The sequence below is a fragment of the Sphaerisporangium sp. NPDC049457 genome, assembly GCF_055586705.1.
Window position 1 is genome coordinate 464,017 of sequence record NZ_JBVJHR010000001.1, and the last position, 15,917, is coordinate 479,933.

General features: G+C 72.6%; 17 protein-coding genes. 8 read left to right on the forward strand and 9 right to left on the reverse strand.

Annotated elements, in window-relative coordinates; all coding sequences use genetic code 11:
• Positions 1 to 212: 212 nt before the first annotated feature.
• A complete protein-coding gene (locus tag ACZ6QO_RS01940) occupies positions 213 to 977 on the reverse strand; it encodes a DUF2786 domain-containing protein (RefSeq protein WP_465846717.1) in 765 nt (254 codons plus the stop codon).
• A gap of 449 nt (positions 978 to 1,426) precedes the next feature.
• On the opposite strand from ACZ6QO_RS01940, the gene ACZ6QO_RS01945 reads away from it, so the two are divergent.
• The 3 genes from ACZ6QO_RS01945 (at position 1,427) to ACZ6QO_RS01955 (ending at position 4,822) form a co-directional block, all read left to right on the forward strand.
• A complete protein-coding gene (locus ACZ6QO_RS01945) occupies positions 1,427 to 1,582 on the forward strand; it encodes a hypothetical protein (protein ID WP_465846719.1) in 156 nt (51 codons plus the stop codon).
• A gap of 442 nt (positions 1,583 to 2,024) precedes the next feature.
• Positions 2,025 to 3,182, forward strand: a complete 1,158-nt coding sequence (locus tag ACZ6QO_RS01950; RefSeq protein WP_465846720.1) for a CaiB/BaiF CoA transferase family protein — start codon at positions 2,025 to 2,027, stop codon at positions 3,180 to 3,182.
• Entirely contained in the window at positions 3,179 to 4,822 is a 1,644-nt protein-coding gene (locus ACZ6QO_RS01955) for a carboxyl transferase domain-containing protein (protein WP_465846722.1), read from the forward strand. Before ACZ6QO_RS01950 ends, ACZ6QO_RS01955 begins: the two co-directional genes overlap by 4 nt.
• Before the next feature lie 112 nt (positions 4,823 to 4,934).
• On the opposite strand, the gene ACZ6QO_RS01960 is transcribed toward ACZ6QO_RS01955, so the two are convergent.
• Genes ACZ6QO_RS01960 through ACZ6QO_RS01985 form a run of 6 tightly spaced genes read right to left on the reverse strand, consistent with a single transcriptional unit; the run spans position 4,935 to position 9,422 of the window.
• Positions 4,935 to 6,158 (reverse strand): hypothetical protein, encoded by a 1,224-nt coding sequence (locus ACZ6QO_RS01960; protein WP_465846723.1) that lies wholly within the window; start codon positions 6,156 to 6,158, stop codon positions 4,935 to 4,937.
• Positions 6,151 to 6,663 carry a sigma-70 family RNA polymerase sigma factor gene (locus tag ACZ6QO_RS01965; protein ID WP_465846724.1) on the reverse strand — a complete coding sequence of 171 codons (513 nt, stop codon included), beginning with the start codon at positions 6,661 to 6,663 and terminating at the stop codon, positions 6,151 to 6,153. The genes ACZ6QO_RS01960 and ACZ6QO_RS01965 overlap by 8 nt, the downstream gene beginning before the upstream one ends.
• A complete protein-coding gene (locus tag ACZ6QO_RS01970; RefSeq protein WP_465846726.1) occupies positions 6,660 to 7,088 on the reverse strand; it encodes a hypothetical protein in 429 nt (142 codons plus the stop codon). Before ACZ6QO_RS01970 ends, ACZ6QO_RS01965 begins: the two co-directional genes overlap by 4 nt.
• Positions 7,085 to 7,543: a hypothetical protein gene (locus ACZ6QO_RS01975; protein ID WP_465846728.1), complete on the reverse strand. Its 459-nt coding sequence runs from the start codon at positions 7,541 to 7,543 to the stop codon at positions 7,085 to 7,087. Before ACZ6QO_RS01975 ends, ACZ6QO_RS01970 begins: the two co-directional genes overlap by 4 nt.
• A gap of 10 nt (positions 7,544 to 7,553) precedes the next feature.
• Positions 7,554 to 8,393 (reverse strand): carbon-nitrogen hydrolase family protein, encoded by an 840-nt coding sequence (locus tag ACZ6QO_RS01980; protein WP_465846730.1) that lies wholly within the window; start codon positions 8,391 to 8,393, stop codon positions 7,554 to 7,556.
• A 9-nt stretch (positions 8,394 to 8,402) separates the two neighbouring features.
• Positions 8,403 to 9,422, reverse strand: a complete 1,020-nt coding sequence (locus ACZ6QO_RS01985; protein ID WP_465846732.1) for a DUF418 domain-containing protein — start codon at positions 9,420 to 9,422, stop codon at positions 8,403 to 8,405.
• Between the two features lie 157 nt (positions 9,423 to 9,579).
• Between ACZ6QO_RS01985 and ACZ6QO_RS01990 the strand changes: the two genes are divergently transcribed.
• Positions 9,580 to 10,749, forward strand: coding sequence for a pyridoxal phosphate-dependent aminotransferase (locus ACZ6QO_RS01990; RefSeq protein WP_465846734.1), 1,170 nt, complete (start codon positions 9,580 to 9,582; stop codon positions 10,747 to 10,749).
• Positions 10,750 to 10,877: 128 nt separating this feature from the next.
• Here the strand turns inward: ACZ6QO_RS01990 and ACZ6QO_RS01995 are convergent, their stop codons facing one another.
• Positions 10,878 to 11,552, reverse strand: coding sequence for a TMEM175 family protein (locus tag ACZ6QO_RS01995; protein ID WP_465846735.1), 675 nt, complete (start codon positions 11,550 to 11,552; stop codon positions 10,878 to 10,880).
• A 63-nt stretch (positions 11,553 to 11,615) separates the two neighbouring features.
• Positions 11,616 to 11,954, reverse strand: coding sequence for a hypothetical protein (locus ACZ6QO_RS02000; protein ID WP_465846737.1), 339 nt, complete (start codon positions 11,952 to 11,954; stop codon positions 11,616 to 11,618).
• Between the two features lie 253 nt (positions 11,955 to 12,207).
• On the opposite strand from ACZ6QO_RS02000, the gene ACZ6QO_RS02005 reads away from it, so the two are divergent.
• From ACZ6QO_RS02005 to ACZ6QO_RS02020, 4 genes are all read left to right on the forward strand, one after another.
• On the forward strand, positions 12,208 to 13,116 hold the full coding sequence (locus ACZ6QO_RS02005; RefSeq protein WP_465846739.1) for a carbamate kinase: 909 nt from the start codon (positions 12,208 to 12,210) through the stop codon (positions 13,114 to 13,116).
• A gap of 120 nt (positions 13,117 to 13,236) precedes the next feature.
• The gene (gene bar, locus ACZ6QO_RS02010; protein ID WP_465846740.1) at positions 13,237 to 14,343 is read left to right on the forward strand and encodes a barbiturase; all 1,107 of its coding nucleotides are present in this window, start codon (positions 13,237 to 13,239) and stop codon (positions 14,341 to 14,343) included.
• Between the two features lie 150 nt (positions 14,344 to 14,493).
• On the forward strand, positions 14,494 to 15,087 hold the full coding sequence (locus tag ACZ6QO_RS02015) for an SseB family protein (RefSeq protein WP_465846742.1): 594 nt from the start codon (positions 14,494 to 14,496) through the stop codon (positions 15,085 to 15,087).
• A 36-nt stretch (positions 15,088 to 15,123) separates the two neighbouring features.
• Positions 15,124 to 15,858 (forward strand): prepilin peptidase, encoded by a 735-nt coding sequence (locus ACZ6QO_RS02020; protein WP_465846744.1) that lies wholly within the window; start codon positions 15,124 to 15,126, stop codon positions 15,856 to 15,858.
• The last annotated feature ends 59 nt before the right edge of the window (positions 15,859 to 15,917 follow it).

Genomic DNA, 15,917 nt, shown 5'->3' on the forward strand with positions numbered 1-15,917 from the left:
CGGAAGTGCTCAATCGGTTCGAGGGTTCGACGCCGGGGACCTTTCGATCTTGCGGTCGTCTTCTGGACGATTGATCTTCTCGTCGTGAGTGCCGGTGGGTGTGGTGACGCTGGGGAGTGCGGGCTTCTCCGTCGAGTTGGTGGTCTGGTGGAGCCGGCGCGTTGGGGCGTCGGCTGGTCAGGTTCGCCAGTTCGCCGGACGGTGTGCCTCGGTCAGCGGGGGAGGCGGGGGAGAGGGAGGTCGGGGAGGGTGCGGTCGGTTAGGTCGGCGGATTGGCCGGCTTTGTGGCCGGTGTGGTAGCCGTCGGCGTCGAGTGTGGTGGCGCGGGCGCGTCTCAGGCCGGGGAAGCGGCGCTGGAACTCGGCCTGGACGAGTGCCGAGCGGTCGAGCAGTACGAGTTCGGCGCCGGTGCCCTTCACCTGGTCGGCTATCTCGGCGACCCGGTCGCGGAGTTTGGCCGAGACGCCGGAGCCGAAGCCGACATAGAAGGCGCGGCGGAAGTCGGATGTGAGCCGGGCGCGCCGGTCCTTGCCGGGGACGGCTTCCAGTTCACGCGCGGTGAAATGCCGCAGTGCGGGTCGGACCTGGTTCTCCATCTGCAGGGTTATGGACGGGAGCAGCACGCGCAGGGTGTCGAGGACGGGGTCGGGGCCGACGACGGTCATCGTGACGTGTCGCGCGCCGCGGATGCCGCGTCCCCGTACGCCGGTCCAGTGCTGCGCGCCCTTGCAGCCGAGGGCGTCGCAGATGAGGTGGAGCGCCCAGCAGCGTTCCCGGGCGTGGCCGCCGCGGTTGGACACCTCGAACTCGATGCCGTCGATCTTCTCGGAGCGCCCCGTGGAGGCCCGCCGCACGGCGGCGGCGTCGAGCCCGTGCCGCAGCATGAGGGCGGCCGCGTGGGCGGAGGCGAGCGCCGCCTCCTCCTCGCCGGTGTTGGGGTGTTCCGCGAGGTCCAGCAGCCGTCGGACCCTTTCCATGATCTTGGCTCTGGACGTCGCGTCGGTGCTCGTCAGGGGGTGTCCTCCCTTCGATCGCGCGTTCGTGCGTCTCGTACGGTGCCTCATCCGGCGGCGCGGACGGCTGCGGTGGTTCGGCGGGGGCACCAAACTAACGCACGTCGTGAGACGGGGAAGGAGGACCCGCGTTGAACGGCCGGGGCAAGGCAGCTGGTCGTTGGTGGGTCGGTTCGCCGTGCTGGGGCGCCGTGCTTGATCGGTCGGGAGGATTCGAGCGGGCGGTTTCTGAGGACTTTGTCGGGATAAATGCTGAATTAGTCATGCGACGATAAGTAATCAGGCTGCGTTGTCCCTGGCAATCGTCATGCCTTGTCCTGTTTTTCAGGGTTGCAAGCGCAATGGGTGATTGGCGGGGGATGTCGAGGGTAGCCGTTCGGTGGAAACGGCGATCGATAGACGGTGGTGAGACGATGGCTTCCATGATGGACCGCATCAAGGAGTATCTGCGCAGCCCGAAGGGGCATGAGCGCGTCGAGAGGGTCAAGACGATGGCCAAGGATCCGCAGAACCAGCGCAAGCTGCGTGAGGTCGTGGATCGGTGGCGGACGCGCAGGACCCACCACTAGACGCGGCTCGCGCGTGCGATTCCTTTGATGGACGCGGCATGCCAGGCTGGGAAGGCCCCTCCCGGCCGGCATGCGGCAGGGGATCTGGAAAGTCCTGAGCCTTTCTGGCAGCGGATCCGCGAGGTTTGATCGGGCAGGGCGGGTGCCCGGCGAGGCCCCGCGGCGTCGGTGAGGAAGGGGCAGAGGGCGAGGATCGATCGGCCAGGGGCGGGAGGCAGCGCACCCGGCGGAGGTGAAGCGGTCACCGGCACACCGGTACCAGGCAGGGTCTGTGATGTCCGGCAAGGGGTGGAGGCGAGGCGGCCGTGGTGTGGTGATCGGGAGGGCGGGGTAAGTAGGGGCGGTTCGGGGAGCCACCTGGGTGTCGGGAGGCCGGTGCCACCTGGCAGGCTTGCCTGTGGACCGGAACGTGTTCTCCCCCTGATCCCCGTGGAGGCTGACCTTGCAGGGACCGCTCAGCGACATCGTGGTCCTCGACCTGTCCCGGGCGCTGGCCGGGCCGCACGGAGCGCAGATGCTCGGCGACCTTGGCGCCATGGTGATCAAAGTGGAACATCCCGACGGCGGCGACGAGTCGCGCGGCTGGGGGCCGCCCTTCGTCGGGCCTTCGGGGGACATCTCGACGTACTTCCTGGCGGCCAACCGGAACAAACGGTCCATCACCCTGGACCTGAAGTCCGAGGAAGGCGCCGCCCTGCTCACCCGGCTCGTGCGGCAGAGCGACGTCCTGATCGAGAACTTCCGCACCGGCGTGCTGGACCGGCTCGGCTTCCCCGTGGAACGCCTGCACGAGCTGAACCCCCGCCTGGTCATCCTGTCGATCACCGGTTTCGGCCATGACGGGCCCGAAGGCGGGCGCCCCGGGTACGACCAGATCGCCCAGGGCGAGGCGGGCCTGATGAGCCTCACCGGTCCCTCGCCCGACGAGCCGTACCGGGTGGGCTCGTCGATCGCCGACCTGCTCGCCGGCATCCACGGCGCGTACGGCGTGCTGGCCGCCCTGTACGAGAGGGAGCGCACCGGCAAGGGGAAGGTGGTGCGCACCTCGCTGCTGGCGTCGGTGGTGGGCGTGCACTCCTACCACGGGACGGCATGGACGGTCGGCGGCAAGGTGCCGGTGGCCGGCGGCAACCACCACGCCTCGATCGCGCCGTACGGGGCGTTCCGCTGCGCCGACGGGATGATTCAGATCGCCGTCGCGAACGATGTCCAATGGCGCAGGTTCGCGCCGATCGTCGGCATCGACCCGCAGGCGCCCAGGTACGCGGTCAACAGAGAGCGTTTCGCCCACCGCGACGAGCTGATCGCCGACATCGAGAAGGCGCTGCTCGCCCACGACCGGGCCCACTGGCTCGCCGCGCTCGCGGAGGCCGGCATCCCGGCCGGGGCGATCCGCACCCTCGACGAGGTCTACGCCTGGGAGCAGACGCGCTCGCAGCGGATGGTCGTCAGCGTCGACCATCCGGTGCTCGGCGCCATCGAGCTGCCGGGGTCGCCTCTGCGGTTCGACGACGCGCCTCCCCCCGAGCACCTTCCGCCCCCTGCCCTCGGCCAGGACAACGAGACCGTCCTCGCCTGGCTGGCGAAGCGGGAAGCGTGAGCGCCGCCGCCCGGCCGGACGCGTACACGCTGATCCGCACCGTTCTGGACCCCGGGTCGTGGAAGTCGTGGGACGAGCCGACCGTCGACCCCGCGCCCCCCGGCTCGCCGTACGCCGAGGAGCTCGCGGCGGCACGGGCGAGGACGCCCTACGACGAGTCGGTCGTGACCGGCGAGGGGCTGCTGGGCGGCCGCCGGGTGGCGGTCATGGCCTGCGAGTTCTCCTTCCTGGCCGGCTCGATCGGGGTGGCCGCCGCCGAGCGGCTGGTGCGCGCCGTGGAGCGGGCGACGGCCGAGGGGCTGCCGCTGCTGGCCGCGCCCGCGTCGGGCGGCACCCGCATGCAGGAGGGCGCGCTCGCCTTCGTCCAGATGATCAAGATCAGCGCCGCCGTGTCGGTCCACCGCGCCGCGGGCCTGCCCTACATCGTGTACCTGCGCCACCCCACCACCGGCGGCGTGTTCGCCTCGTGGGGGTCGCTCGGGCACGTCACCGCCGCCGAGCCCGGGGCGCTGATCGGTTTCCTCGGGCCCAGGGTCTTCCAGGCCCTGCACGGCTACCCGTTCCCCGAGGGCGTGCAGGTCGCCGAGAACCTGTTCAAGCACGGCCTCATCGACGCCGTGGTGTCCGCCGAGAAGGCCCGCGAGGTGGCGATCCGCGCGCTCAACGTCCTGTGCGCCCGGATGGACGCCGCAGGCCGCGCGGACGCCGCTGGCCGTCCGAGTGATGCGGGCCGTCCGGGTGATGCGGGCCGCTCAGGCGACGCGGGCGACCGTGCGGACGCCGCGGGCCGTCCCGGCGACGCGGGTCAGCAGGGGGACGCCGCCGGAGAGGGGCTCGCCTGGCGTACGGAGCCGGAGGAGCGGGTCGCCCAGGTCGACGCCTGGGAGGCGATCAGCCGTTCGCGGCGCGACGACCGTCCGAGCGTCAAGGCGCTGCTCAAGCTCGGCGCCTCGGACGTGACCCCGCTGAACGGCACCGGCGCGGGGGAGAACGATCCCGGCCTGCTGCTCGCCCTGGCCAGGTTCGGCAGCGCGCCCGCCGTCGTGCTCGGCCAGGACCGCAGGCAGAGCTCGGGCCGGCACCTCGGCCCGGCGGGGCTGCGCGTCGCCCGCCGGGGCATGGACCTGGCCGCCGAGCTCGGCCTGCCGCTCGTCACCGTGATCGACACGGCGGGGGCGGCGCTGTCGAGGACGGCCGAGGAGGGCGGGCTGGCCGCCGAGATCGCCCGCTCGCTGGCCACCCTGGTGACGCTGGACGCGCCCACCGTGTGCCTGATCCTCGGCGAGGGCGCGGGCGGCGCGGCCTTGGCGCTGCTGCCGGCCGACCGGGTGCTGTGCGCCCAGCACGGCTGGCTGTCGCCGCTTCCGCCGGAGGGCGCGTCGGCGATCCTGTACCGGACCATCGACTTCGCGCCCGAGATCGCCAAGGCCCAAGGGGTGCAGGCCCGCGACCTCAGGCGGGACGGCATCGTCGACCGCGTCATCCCGGAGTTCCCGGACGCCGCGTACGAGCCCAGGGCGTTCTGCGAGCGGGTCGCCGCGACGATCGAGCACGAGATCCTCGGCCTGATGGACCGCCCGCCCGAGGACCGCCTGGCGGCCCGCCTGGCCCGCTATCGCTACTTGGGCACGCCGAGCTGACCTCTGGCTCCGTCACCGTCGTCCCGGCTGGCGGCCGGTCCGTCGCCGCCGTTCCGGGCCGGTGGCTGGTGGCCGGTCCGTCATCGTCGTCCGAGCGACTCGCGGCGGCCGCTCATGGCGCCGGTGTGGACAGGGGGATGTCGGTCCACCGGGGCGGATGGGGAGGCTCCTTCTCCCGCCAGATCTCCTTGCCGCGGGCGTCGAAGCCGACCATCGTGTACCCCTCGGCGTAGAGGTCGTCCTCGCACCCGCAGGGGGCCGAGAACAGCGCGAGACCGCGTTTCCACGGATCGCGCGTCGTGGTGGCCCGGACGGGTGGGCGCTTCCCCGCGATCAGTTCGACCTTCGCCGTCCCCTCTGTGGCGACGCCGAACCAGCGGCCGCCCCCGAACTGCCAGTTGCGGATCCGGGCCCGCCGGCCCACCGTCGCGCCGGTCGTCATGATCTCCGTCGCGGCGACCGCGACCCCGTCGCGCAGCCAGGCCAGCGTCTCGTCCTGGTACATACGCGCGGTGAGCCCTCCGGGCATGACGACGGTGGGCGTCAAGGGCCTCGCGCTCGACGGGAAGGGCACGGGGGGAGCGGGCGTCACCCGGAGGAGGACCTTGCCCTTGGCGTCGCTGAACTCGAAGGTGCGCACCCGTGCCCGCGCCGGGTAGGTCACCGCCCACACCGCCGCGGGGGCGCCCCTCGGGCGGTAGATCACACCGGGCAGCCGGGTCCCGTCCGCGGCGATGGCCGACACCCTCCCCACCATGGAACGGGCGACGCCGTAGGAGATCAACGTCTCCCCGCGCGACCAGTCGGCCGCCGTGCCGCCGACGTACCAGGCGTACTCGCCTGAACGGCGGAGGTCGGCGTCGATCACCGGGCAGCCCGCGTACGTCAGGCCGCGCTGGCCTGACTGCATGGCCCAGCAGAGGACGACGTACGTGGGCGCGCCGGGCGGCACCGGCTGGTCGAGGCCCCGCTGCTGCGGCTTCCTGCTGAACCAGAGGCGCATGGGCCGGCCGTCGGTGGGGTTGACCAGGGTCACTGTGTCACCGATGGGAGGACTCTCTCGTGACTCGCTCTCGAAGGCGTCCTCGCGCTCCTTGGACGGGGCCGCGGTGGCGGTCGCGCGGGTGGTGGAGGCGCGGTCGTACCCGGCGTCCGAGAGCACCAGCGGCACGCCGGCGGCCAGCGCGGCCACCGACAGCGAGGCGGCCGCCAGGGCGGCGAACCTGCGACGCCGGCCCGCGCCGAGGCGCCGCTGGACGCCGAGCCACGCGTGCGGACCGATCTGGTAGGTCGAGGCGCGGGCGCGCAGGGCCGCGCGGAGGTCGTCGTCAATCATCGCTGCTCTCCTGGAGTGCACGGCCGAGGGCCGCGATGGCGCGGCTGGCGTGGCTCTTGACGGAGCCGGGGGACACGCCCATGGCGTCGGCGATCTCGCGTTCCGACAGGTCGAGCCAGTACCGCAGGACCAGGGCCTCGCGCTGGCGGCGCGGCAGCCGGTCCACGGCGGCGAGCAGGTCGCGATGCCGTTCGGCGATCAGGAACGCCTCCTCGCCGCTGCCCACCGCGGGCGGAGGATCGGGCCTTCGCAGGCGTGCCAGGCGAAGGTGGCGTACCCGGTTGCGGGTCAGGTTGCAGACGATCGCCCGGAGGTACGGCAGGGCCGCCGTGTCATCGCGCAGGCGGGGCAGCCGCCGGTGCAGGCGCGCGAAGGCCTCCTGCGCGATGTCCTCGGGATCGTCCGCGCCCAGCAGGCCGGCCAGCCGTACCATCGCCGGATAGTGCGCGGCGAAGATCTCGGCGAAGGACGGCCGGCCCGGTGAGATGACGGAGGCTTCGGTCACACTCCAGAGACACTTGCGCCCTGCGTCGGTTGACAGGGGATCGGGACGCGTTCGACGCGGATGGAGTGGACCTCCTCGTGCGGCACGACCACCTCGTAGGCGCCGTGGTCGACCATCCAGTAGCCGAGCGTTTCGGCCTTCAGCCCGCTGTGGCCGGTGTAGGCGATGTGCAGGCCGTCGTCGTCCTCGTCGAGGACCACGCACGGCTCGCCGCCGAACGCGCCCACCGTGCGCAGCAGGACCAGCCACTGGAGGTCCTCGCGGCGGACCTGCCGCCGCCAGTAGGCGCCCGCCCGCTCGAAGCCCTCGCGCGGCTCCTCGCTGAACAGGGTCACGTCGTCGGGACCCGGGCCGAGGGCCGCCGCGTAGGTCTGGTCGTGCTGGTGGGCGATGAAGCCGAGGCCGACGGGTTCGATGTCGCTCATGCGGCCGGCCGCCAGGTCAGGCCGTCGTAGTCGGCGAAGCGCCGCTCGCCGCGGCCGGTCAGGTGGCGGATCTCCGCGCCGGCCGGGATGGGCATGGGCGGGGTGTGGAACTGGGGCACCACGTGCTGGCGGGACGTGGTGAACCCGTTGCCCGCGAAGGGCGGCGAATCGTTCCAATCTCCGCCCATGTGAGGGCCGTAGGGGACGACGTAGGTGTCGGTGTCGCGCACCTGCCAGCGCAGTATGTACAGCTCGGGAACCGAGGGCGTGAGCTCGGACCCCTCGAAGGTCAGGTCGAGGGCGGACACGAGCTGCTCGGGAGTGGTCAGCCGCGAGCAGTCTTGGACGCGGTAGACGTAGCCGGAGATGATGGTGCGCTGGCCCGCGAGGTAGGGCACCAGCAGCCGAGGTGGAATGACCTTTTGCATCTGGGTGCTTGGTGCCGGCTCGCTCACATCCCGCATTTTACGATCTGCCGACCTCGGCATTCGGCATGGAGCGATAAATATCTGGACGCCGGTGCGAAAGGCAGGGCAGCGTGGCGCGCACGCGCTCGGTCTCGGCCGGGTCTACCTCGACGACCTGGACCGCGCCACGGGGCCCGAGATCGGCACGGACCACGCCCAGCGGGTCGACGAGCATGCTGCGCCCCACCCCGAAGCCGTCTTTGGCGTCGGGGTCGGGGGCCTGGCCGACGGCGACCGTCCACATGGTGTTCTCTATGGCGCGCGCCTTGACCAGGGTGGCCCAGTGCTCCTCCTTCATCGGGCCCGACCCCCAGGCGGCGATCACTGCGAAGGTGTCCGCGCCCTGGTCGACCAGCGCGCGCGCCAGTTCGGGGAAGCGCACGTCGTAGCAGGTGATCAGGCCGAGGCGCAGGCCCTCCAGCTCCACGACCACCGGCGTGTCGCCCGGGGCGACCAGGTCGGACTCGCGGGCGCCGAAGGAGTCGAACAGGTGGATCTTGCGGTACGCGGCCCGCAGCCGGCCGCGCCGGTCGAGGGCGACGGCCGTGTTGTACACCCGCCCGTCGCCGGCGCCGTCGTCGCCCGCGGGTTCGAACGTGCCGAGGACGACGGCGATCTCGTTGGCCCGCGCGGCGTCGGCCACGGCGGTCACGAAGGGGCCGTCGAGCGGCTCGGCGGACTCGGCGATGCCCTTGCCGAACCGGGTCAGCGTCGCCTCGGGGAACACGGCGAGCGTCGCGCCGCGCGAGGCGGCGCGGCCGAGGGCGTCGCGCACGCGCTCGAGGTTGGTCTTGGGGTCGGTCGACACCGGGATCTGGCACAGGGCGATGCGGGTCACCGCACCAGCCTAAAGGCCGGGACCCCCGGCTGCCGAGATCCGCGGGCGGCGGTTGGGCACCGGTTCCCACCAGGTGATGCACCGCCAGGCCCACTCCAGCGGGCCGTACCTGTACCGGGCCGTCCACCAGCGGGCGAAGGCGGCCAGCGCGACGACGGCGGCGGCCGAGACGGCGAGCACGCCGGCCCGGCTGCCGTCCCTGGTGAGCAGCGGCAGCGTCGCCAGGGTGATCAGCGTGCCGGCGACGTAGGCGGTGAGGGCGAGGCGGCCGAGCGGTTCGAGCACGGCCATGAGCCCGGGGAGGCGGTCCAGCACGAGCAGCAGGCCGGTGCAGTACGCCGTGGCCGCGGCCAGGCCGGCCAGCGGGTACACGCTCAAGGTGAAGGGGAGGCGGAGCGTCTCCTGGTGCGCCCACAGGTACTGCCAGGCTCCGGTGAGCGTCACGGCGAGCGGCGCGCTCACCAGGAAGGCCGCCCGCAGCGCGCGGGGCCCGGGGGCGTACTCGATCACGGCCATGCCGAGCAGGAACAGCCCGGGGATCAGCCAGATCCCTCCGCCGTGGAACAGCGCCGCCCACGCGGTGGCGGCGGTCCCGGCGGCCAGTACGGCCCATCGGCGCAGGTAGGAGGCCGGCAGCAGGACCAGCGCGCCGGTGAGGGCGTAGGGGAGCAGCACCTCGCCGGGGGCGATCAGCCGGTGCAGCAGCCCGAGCGCGACCAGGGCCGAGAGCCTGCGGAGCAGCACGATCCGGGGGTGGGCCGTCCGGCGGGCCGCGGACCGCAGGAACAGCACGAAGCTGATGCCGAACAGGAAGGAGAAGATCGGGAAGAAGCGGCTCTGCAGCAGGTTCTCGACCAGCCAGTCGGTGGGGGTGGTGGTGCCGCGCCGGACGGCGCCGGAGACGTGCTGCCAGGTGTTGACGATCGTGATGCCGCAGACGGCGAAGCCGCGCAGCGCGTCCAGCTCCCGGATCCGGGCGGGGGCCGGTTCACGGCGCTCCTCAGCATTGCCGACAAACCTGGCGACCACCCCAGAAGGCTAACGCGGCGACACGACGGACGTCCCCTGCATGGTCCTGCAATTCCCCTGGAAATTACTTATTTCGGGATATATCCCCTTCGGGGAGGGGGCACGGAAACGATCTGCCGGTGGGCCGGCGACAGGGCGGCTGGATAGGCTGGCCGGCGTGAACGAGCCACTGGTCGCGCGCATGCGTGAGTTCGGTACGACGATCTTCTCCGAGATGACGGCGCTCGCCGTGCGCACCGGGTCGATCAACCTCGGGCAGGGTTTCCCCGACACCGACGGGCCCGACGCCATGCTCGAACGCGCGATCGCGGCGATCAGGGCCGGCGCGAACCAGTACCCGCCGGGTCCGGGCCTGCCCGAGCTGCGGCAGGCCGTCGCCGAGCACCGCAAGCAGCACTACGGCCTGCTGTACGAGCCGGACGGCGAGATCCTGGTCACCGTGGGCGCGACCGAGGCGCTGGCGGCGTCGATCCTCGCGCTGTGCGAGGCCGGCGACGAGGTGATCATGTTCGAGCCGTACTACGACTCCTACGCCGCCGCCGTCGCGCTCGCCGGGGCGGTCCGCCGCCCGGTGGCGCTGCGCCCGGTGGAGGGCAGGTTCACCTTCGACCCCGGCGAGCTGCGCGCGGCCGTGGGCCCGCGCACCAGGGCGATCCTCGTCAACTCGCCGCACAACCCCACCGGCACCGTGTTCACCCGCGACGAGCTGTCGCTGATCGCCGCCGTCTGCCAGGAGCACGACCTCGTCGCGATCACCGACGAGGTGTACGAGCACCTCGTCTTCGACGGCGTGGAGCACGTCCCGATGGCGACGCTGCCGGGCATGCGCGAGCGCACCGTCATGATCTCCTCGGCGGGCAAGACCTTCTCGGTCACCGGGTGGAAGGTCGGCTGGGTGTGCGCCCCTGCCCCGCTGGTCTCGGCCGTCCAGTCGGTCAAGCAGTTCCTCACCTACACGGCGGGCGGCCCGTGGCAGATCGCCGTCGCCCACGCCCTGCGCGAGGAGCTCGGCTGGGTCGCCGGGCTGCGCGACTCGCTCGCCGCCAAGCGCGACCGGCTCATGACCGGGCTGTCGGCGGCCGGGTTCGGCGTGTACCGGCCGGAGGGGACGTACTTCGTGCAGACCGACATCCGGCCGCTCGGCTTCGCGGACGGCGCCGAGCTCGCCAGGCGGCTGCCGGAGCTCGCCGGCGTGGTGGCCGTCCCCACGCAGGTGTTCTACGACCACGCCGAACTGGGCAGGCACTTCGTCCGCTTCGCCTTCTGCAAGAAGGACGAGATCATCGACGAGGCCGTCGCGCGGCTCGCCCGCCTGCGCCGGTCCTGAAGGGCCTCACAGATCCTTACGCCTCACAGATCCTTACAGGGCCTTGAAGAGCCTTGAGGAGCACGGCCGGACGACCTGATGTGGACGACCATGCTCACCGGGTCCGGGGCCGTGGTCGCGCGCCGGGGTCAGGGCTGCGGGTCGGCCGGGCCGGCGGGGGAGGGGACGGGCCGTCCGCGGACGCCGCGGGCCGCTCTGACCAGCGCGAAGGCCAGCACGGGCGTCAGCATCCACAGCAGGGGCACCACCCCGGCCATCACCCAGGCGAGGGCCGCGGTGAGCGCCCAGTAGACGCCGATGCCCCAGTAGACGACCGCGTGGACGCCCAGGCGCGCCGGGTCGGCGTCCGGCGTGTACAGCCCCTGCCTGACCACCAGCGTCATCAGCGTCGCCAGGCACAGCATCAGTATGGCCTCGGTGCCGGCGAACATGCTGATGGCGATCGGCTCGCCGGACGCCTCGCCGAAGATGCCGGTGGGGTAGGGCAGGAAGGCGGCGAACAGCAGCAGCGGCAGGTGCACCGTGACGACCGCCCGCGAGACCCTGCTGACCTGGTCGAACAGCGTGTGGTGGGCCCGCCAGGCCGCCCAGAGCATCCCGAAGGCGATCACGAACGCGGTGAAGGCCCCCTGCTGCTCGCCGATGAAGGCCGGCAGATGTTCCAAGTCGTGCTCGTCGGGCCGCTTGATGTCGATGACCAGCAGCGTGATGGCGATGGCGAAGACGGCGTCGGTGAACATGCCCACGCGCTCGTGGGTGAACCCGGGCGAGGGCGCGGCGTCGGACGATGGCGCGGTGACCACAGCGATCTCCGTTCGAGTGGGGGGAGATCATCATCCCAGGCGGGGCGTCCTCGCGTGCCCTGGTCAGTCTCTGCGGCGGCCGGAGATCCTGCTGAGCGCGTAGGCCAGGTTGATCGCGGCGATGAGCGCGAACACCAGCAGCAGCGGCACGGTTGATTCCCCATTGCGGGTCACGACCGCCGCCAGCGGGATCGACATCGCCAGCGAACCCAGGCCGAGGGACATCTGCGCCCAGTCGGGCCCGGAACGCCGGGCCGGGGTCTTGGCGAGCCTGGCGTCGATCACCGCGTTGACCCGGTCGACGAGCGACTCGGCGAGCTCCAGCTCGTACTGCGGGCCGAGCTCGCGGCGGGCGGCCATGGCCGCGGCGACTTCGTCTCGCTCTAATCTCTGGGATTCCACGCCCTGATTCTGCCCTGTACGCCCGCCTTTTGGCGGGCTCGCGGCCAGCCGGATATGTCTCGTTCGCGCGGCGATTCCGGCGCGCCCGTATGGCGCCCCGCCGTGACCGGATGCGCACCGCCGTGACCGGATGCGCACCGCCCGGGACTGCCGGCCCGCAAGCCATCGAATCAGCGGATATATCTGAAGAAAGTGGTGTTCGTGGGCAAATATCGCCAATGAGAAGCAGGGGGCCGCTGGATAGCTTCGGGCTGTGGGTGAACGCGTACTGATCGCTCTCGGCGGCAACGCGATGACCGCGCCGGACGGAAGCGCATCCCCGCTCGACCAGCGCCGGGCCGTCGAGCGCGCGATGACGCACGTCGCCGCGCTCATCTCCCAGGGCCACCAGGTCGTCCTGACGCACGGCAACGGCCCTCAGGTCGGCAACCTCCTGCTGAAGAACCAGCTCGCCGCCGACGTCGTGCCGCCCGTGCCGCTCGACTGGTGCGGCGCCCAGACCCAGGCCACGATCGGCGTGCTGATCCTCAACGCCCTGGGGCACCGCGCGGCCGTCGTGGTGACCCGGACCCTGGTGGACCTCGCCGATCCCGCGTTCGCCGATCCGGTCAAGCCGATCGGCAGGTACTTCACCGAGGCCGAGGCGCGCAGATTCGAGCGGCTCGGGCAGACCTGGCGCGCGTTCCCCGGCAAGGGGTTCCGGCGCGTGGTCGCCTCTCCCGAGCCGCTGGAGATCCTCGACGCGCCCGCCGCGATCGCCCTGATGGAGTCCGGGTACACCGTCGTCGTGGCCGGTGGCGGCGGGGTCCCCGTCGCCCGCCGGGCCGACGGCTCGCTCGAAGGCGTCGAGGCCGTGGTCGACAAGGACGCGGCGGCCGCGGTGCTCGCGGCCGCCGTACGGGCCACCGTGCTCGTCGTCGCGACCGACGTGCCCGCCGCCGTCGCCGGGTACGGCACCGGCCAGGCCCGCCCGATCGGCCGCACCACCGTCGCCGAACTGCGCGAGCTGCACGCGGCCGGGCACTTCGCGAGCGGAAGCATGGGGCCGAAGGTGCGCGCCGCGCTGCGGTTCGCCGAGGGCGGCGGCCGGGCGGTGATCACCTCGCTGGAGCACCTCGGCGGCGCGATCGACGGCGACGCCGGCACGGTGGTCGGCTGGTGAACCTGGCCGGTCGAAGCGGCGTGCCCTGCGAAGGGCGCGGCGCGTGGCTCCACGGATCCGGCGTGGCGGGTGGGCACGATGAATCGACATAGCGGATGGAACGACCGAAAGGCGGGAGACATGCCGGATCCGATCGAGGTGCGCAAGGTCGCCATCGAGAGCGTCACCGACGCCTCCGGGCTGGAGAGGCTCATCGACGACGGGGTGATCGAGGCCGACCGGGTTCTCGCCGTGATCGGCAAGACCGAGGGCAACGGCGGCGTCAACGACTACACCCGCATCCTCGCCGACCGCGCCTTCCGCGAGGTGCTCGTCGCCAAGGGCACGCGGACCCCCGAGGAGGTCGCGCAGGTGCCCCTGGTGTGGTCCGGCGGCACCGACGGCGTGCTCAGCCCGCACGCCACGATCTTCGCCTCCGTGGACCCGTCCCGGGTGGAGCCGTCGGACGAGCCGCGCGTCTCGGTCGGGGTCGCCATGAGCGAGGTCATCCTGCCCGAGGACATCGGCCGCCCCGCCATGGTGGAGAAGGTCGCCGCCGGCGTCCGCGAGGCCATGAAGATCGCGGGCATCGAGGACCCCGCCGACGTCCACTACGTGCAGACCAAGACCCCGCTGCTCACCCTCGCCACGATCACCGAGGCCAAGTCGCGCGGCCAGGACGTCGTGATCGAAGACACCGGGCCGTCCATGGACATCTCCAACTCCACGACCGCCCTGGGCATCGCCGTCGCCCTCGGCGAGATCGAGATGCCCGCCGCCGGGCAGATCCACAAGGACCTGTCGCTGTACTCCAGCGTGGCCTCCTGCTCGTCGGGCGTCGAGCTCGACCGCGCGCAGATCGTCGTGGTCGGCAACGTGCGCGGCGTCGGCGGCCGCTACCGCATCGGGCACAGCGTCATGAAGGACGCCCTGGACGCCGACGGCATCTGGGAGGCCATCCGCGACAGCGGCATCGAACTGCCGGACCGCCCCCACCCGAGCGACCTCGGCGACCGGCTCGTCAACGTGTTCATGAAGTGCGAGGCCGACCCGAGCGGCCGGGTGCGCGGGCGCAGGAACATCATGCTCGACGACTCCGACGTGCACTGGCACCGGCAGATCAAGGCCACGGTCGGCGGGGTGGCCGCGAGCGTCACCGGCGACCCGGCCGTGTTCGTGTCCGTCGCCGCCGTCCACCAGGGCCCCTCGGGCGGCGGCCCCGTCGCGGCGATCGCCGACCTCGGCTGATCGCCCCCGCGCGAGGACGCGCACGCCCCTGCCATGTACAGGCCGAACCGGCCTGTACATGGCAGGGGCGTGGCCATCCGGTCCAGCATGTCCTGGCCGGCCGTAGATGAGACCGGCCTGTGCGTGCCAGGAGCGGAGGCGGAGCCGGCGATGGGTAGGGTCGGAACCGTGCCGAGCATTCCGCAGCCCCTGGTCCCCGACGACGACGGCGGCGCCGACGCCTCCGTGACGGCGGCGCTGGCCGCCTACGCCGCCGGCACGGCCGACGCCGCCGAGGTGGCGTCGGCGCTGAGCACCGCGCGCCTGCTGGTGCCGGTGGTGGCGTTGCTCACCGAGGCGCAGGTCGGCGAGCACGGCCTCAAGCAGGAGAAAGAGAGCGAGATGGCGCTGCCGGTGCTGGTCGGCGCCGACGGCAGGAAGGCCGTCCCCGCCTTCACCAGCGCCGAGTCGCTCCGCCTGTGGCGCGCCGACGCGCGCCCGATCCAGGCGGTGACGCCCCAGGTCTGCCGGGCCGCGCTCGGCGAGGACGCCGCCGCCGTCATGGTCGACGTGGCGGGGCCGGTGCCGTTCGCCGTCCAGGGCGGCATGCTGCACGCCCTGGCCTCCATCGGCCGCGTCCCGTCGCGGGACGACGGCCTGGAACCTCTGCTGCGCGAGCTGTCCGAACACGCCGAGGTGACCGTCGCCCGCGTCCCCGACCGCAGACGCGGCCTCCTCACCCGCCTGCGCCGCCACCCGCGATGACCGCCGCGCCGATCTGACGCGCACTAGGGTCGGCGGGTGAGCTTCATCGTCGCCGGCGCGGCGGTCGCGGGCCTGGTCGCCGGAGCCTACGTGCGCGTCCTGGCCGGCGGCTTCCACCCCGACTCCGCGAGATCGCCGGACGAAGCCCCGGCTGATGACCGCGCCGGATCGCGGGAGGAGGCGACGGCGCTGCGGCGGGCGTACCGCGCCGAGGCGCGGGAGGCGTTCCGCCGGGCGTCGCGGGCCGTTCCGCTGCCGGCGTGGCCACCGGCGATCGAGGTGACGACGGCGGCGGTGTCCGCGCTGGTCGCGTGGCGGCTCGCCGGGACGGGCCTGCTCGCCGCCTGGCTGTACATGGCCGTGGCCGGGTGCGCGCTGGCGGTGGTCGACTGGCGGACCCGGCGGCTGCCCGACGTCCTGACCCTGCCCTCGTACCCGATCGTCGCCGCGCTGCTGGTCCCCTCGGGGCGGGTGGGGGACGCGGTGCTCGGCGGCCTGGCCCTGGCGGGCGCGTACGCGGTCATGTGGTTCGCGCGTCCCATGGCGCTCGGCCTGGGTGATGTGAAGCTCGCCGGGGTGACGGGGATGCTGACCGGCGCCCTGGGCTGGGACGCCTGGCTCGTCGGGGCGTTCGCCGGGCAGTTCCTCGGAGCCCTGTACGCCGTCGGCCTGCTCGCCGCGCGCCGGGGCACGCTGAAGAGCCAGTTCCCGCTGGGCCCGTTCATCCTCCTCGGCGCCCTCACCGCCCTGCTGAGCCGGCCGTTCTTCTGATCGCGGCGTCGCGGTGGCGCCGGGGTCACCGCCGTACGGAGGCGCCGGATCCGCCGTAC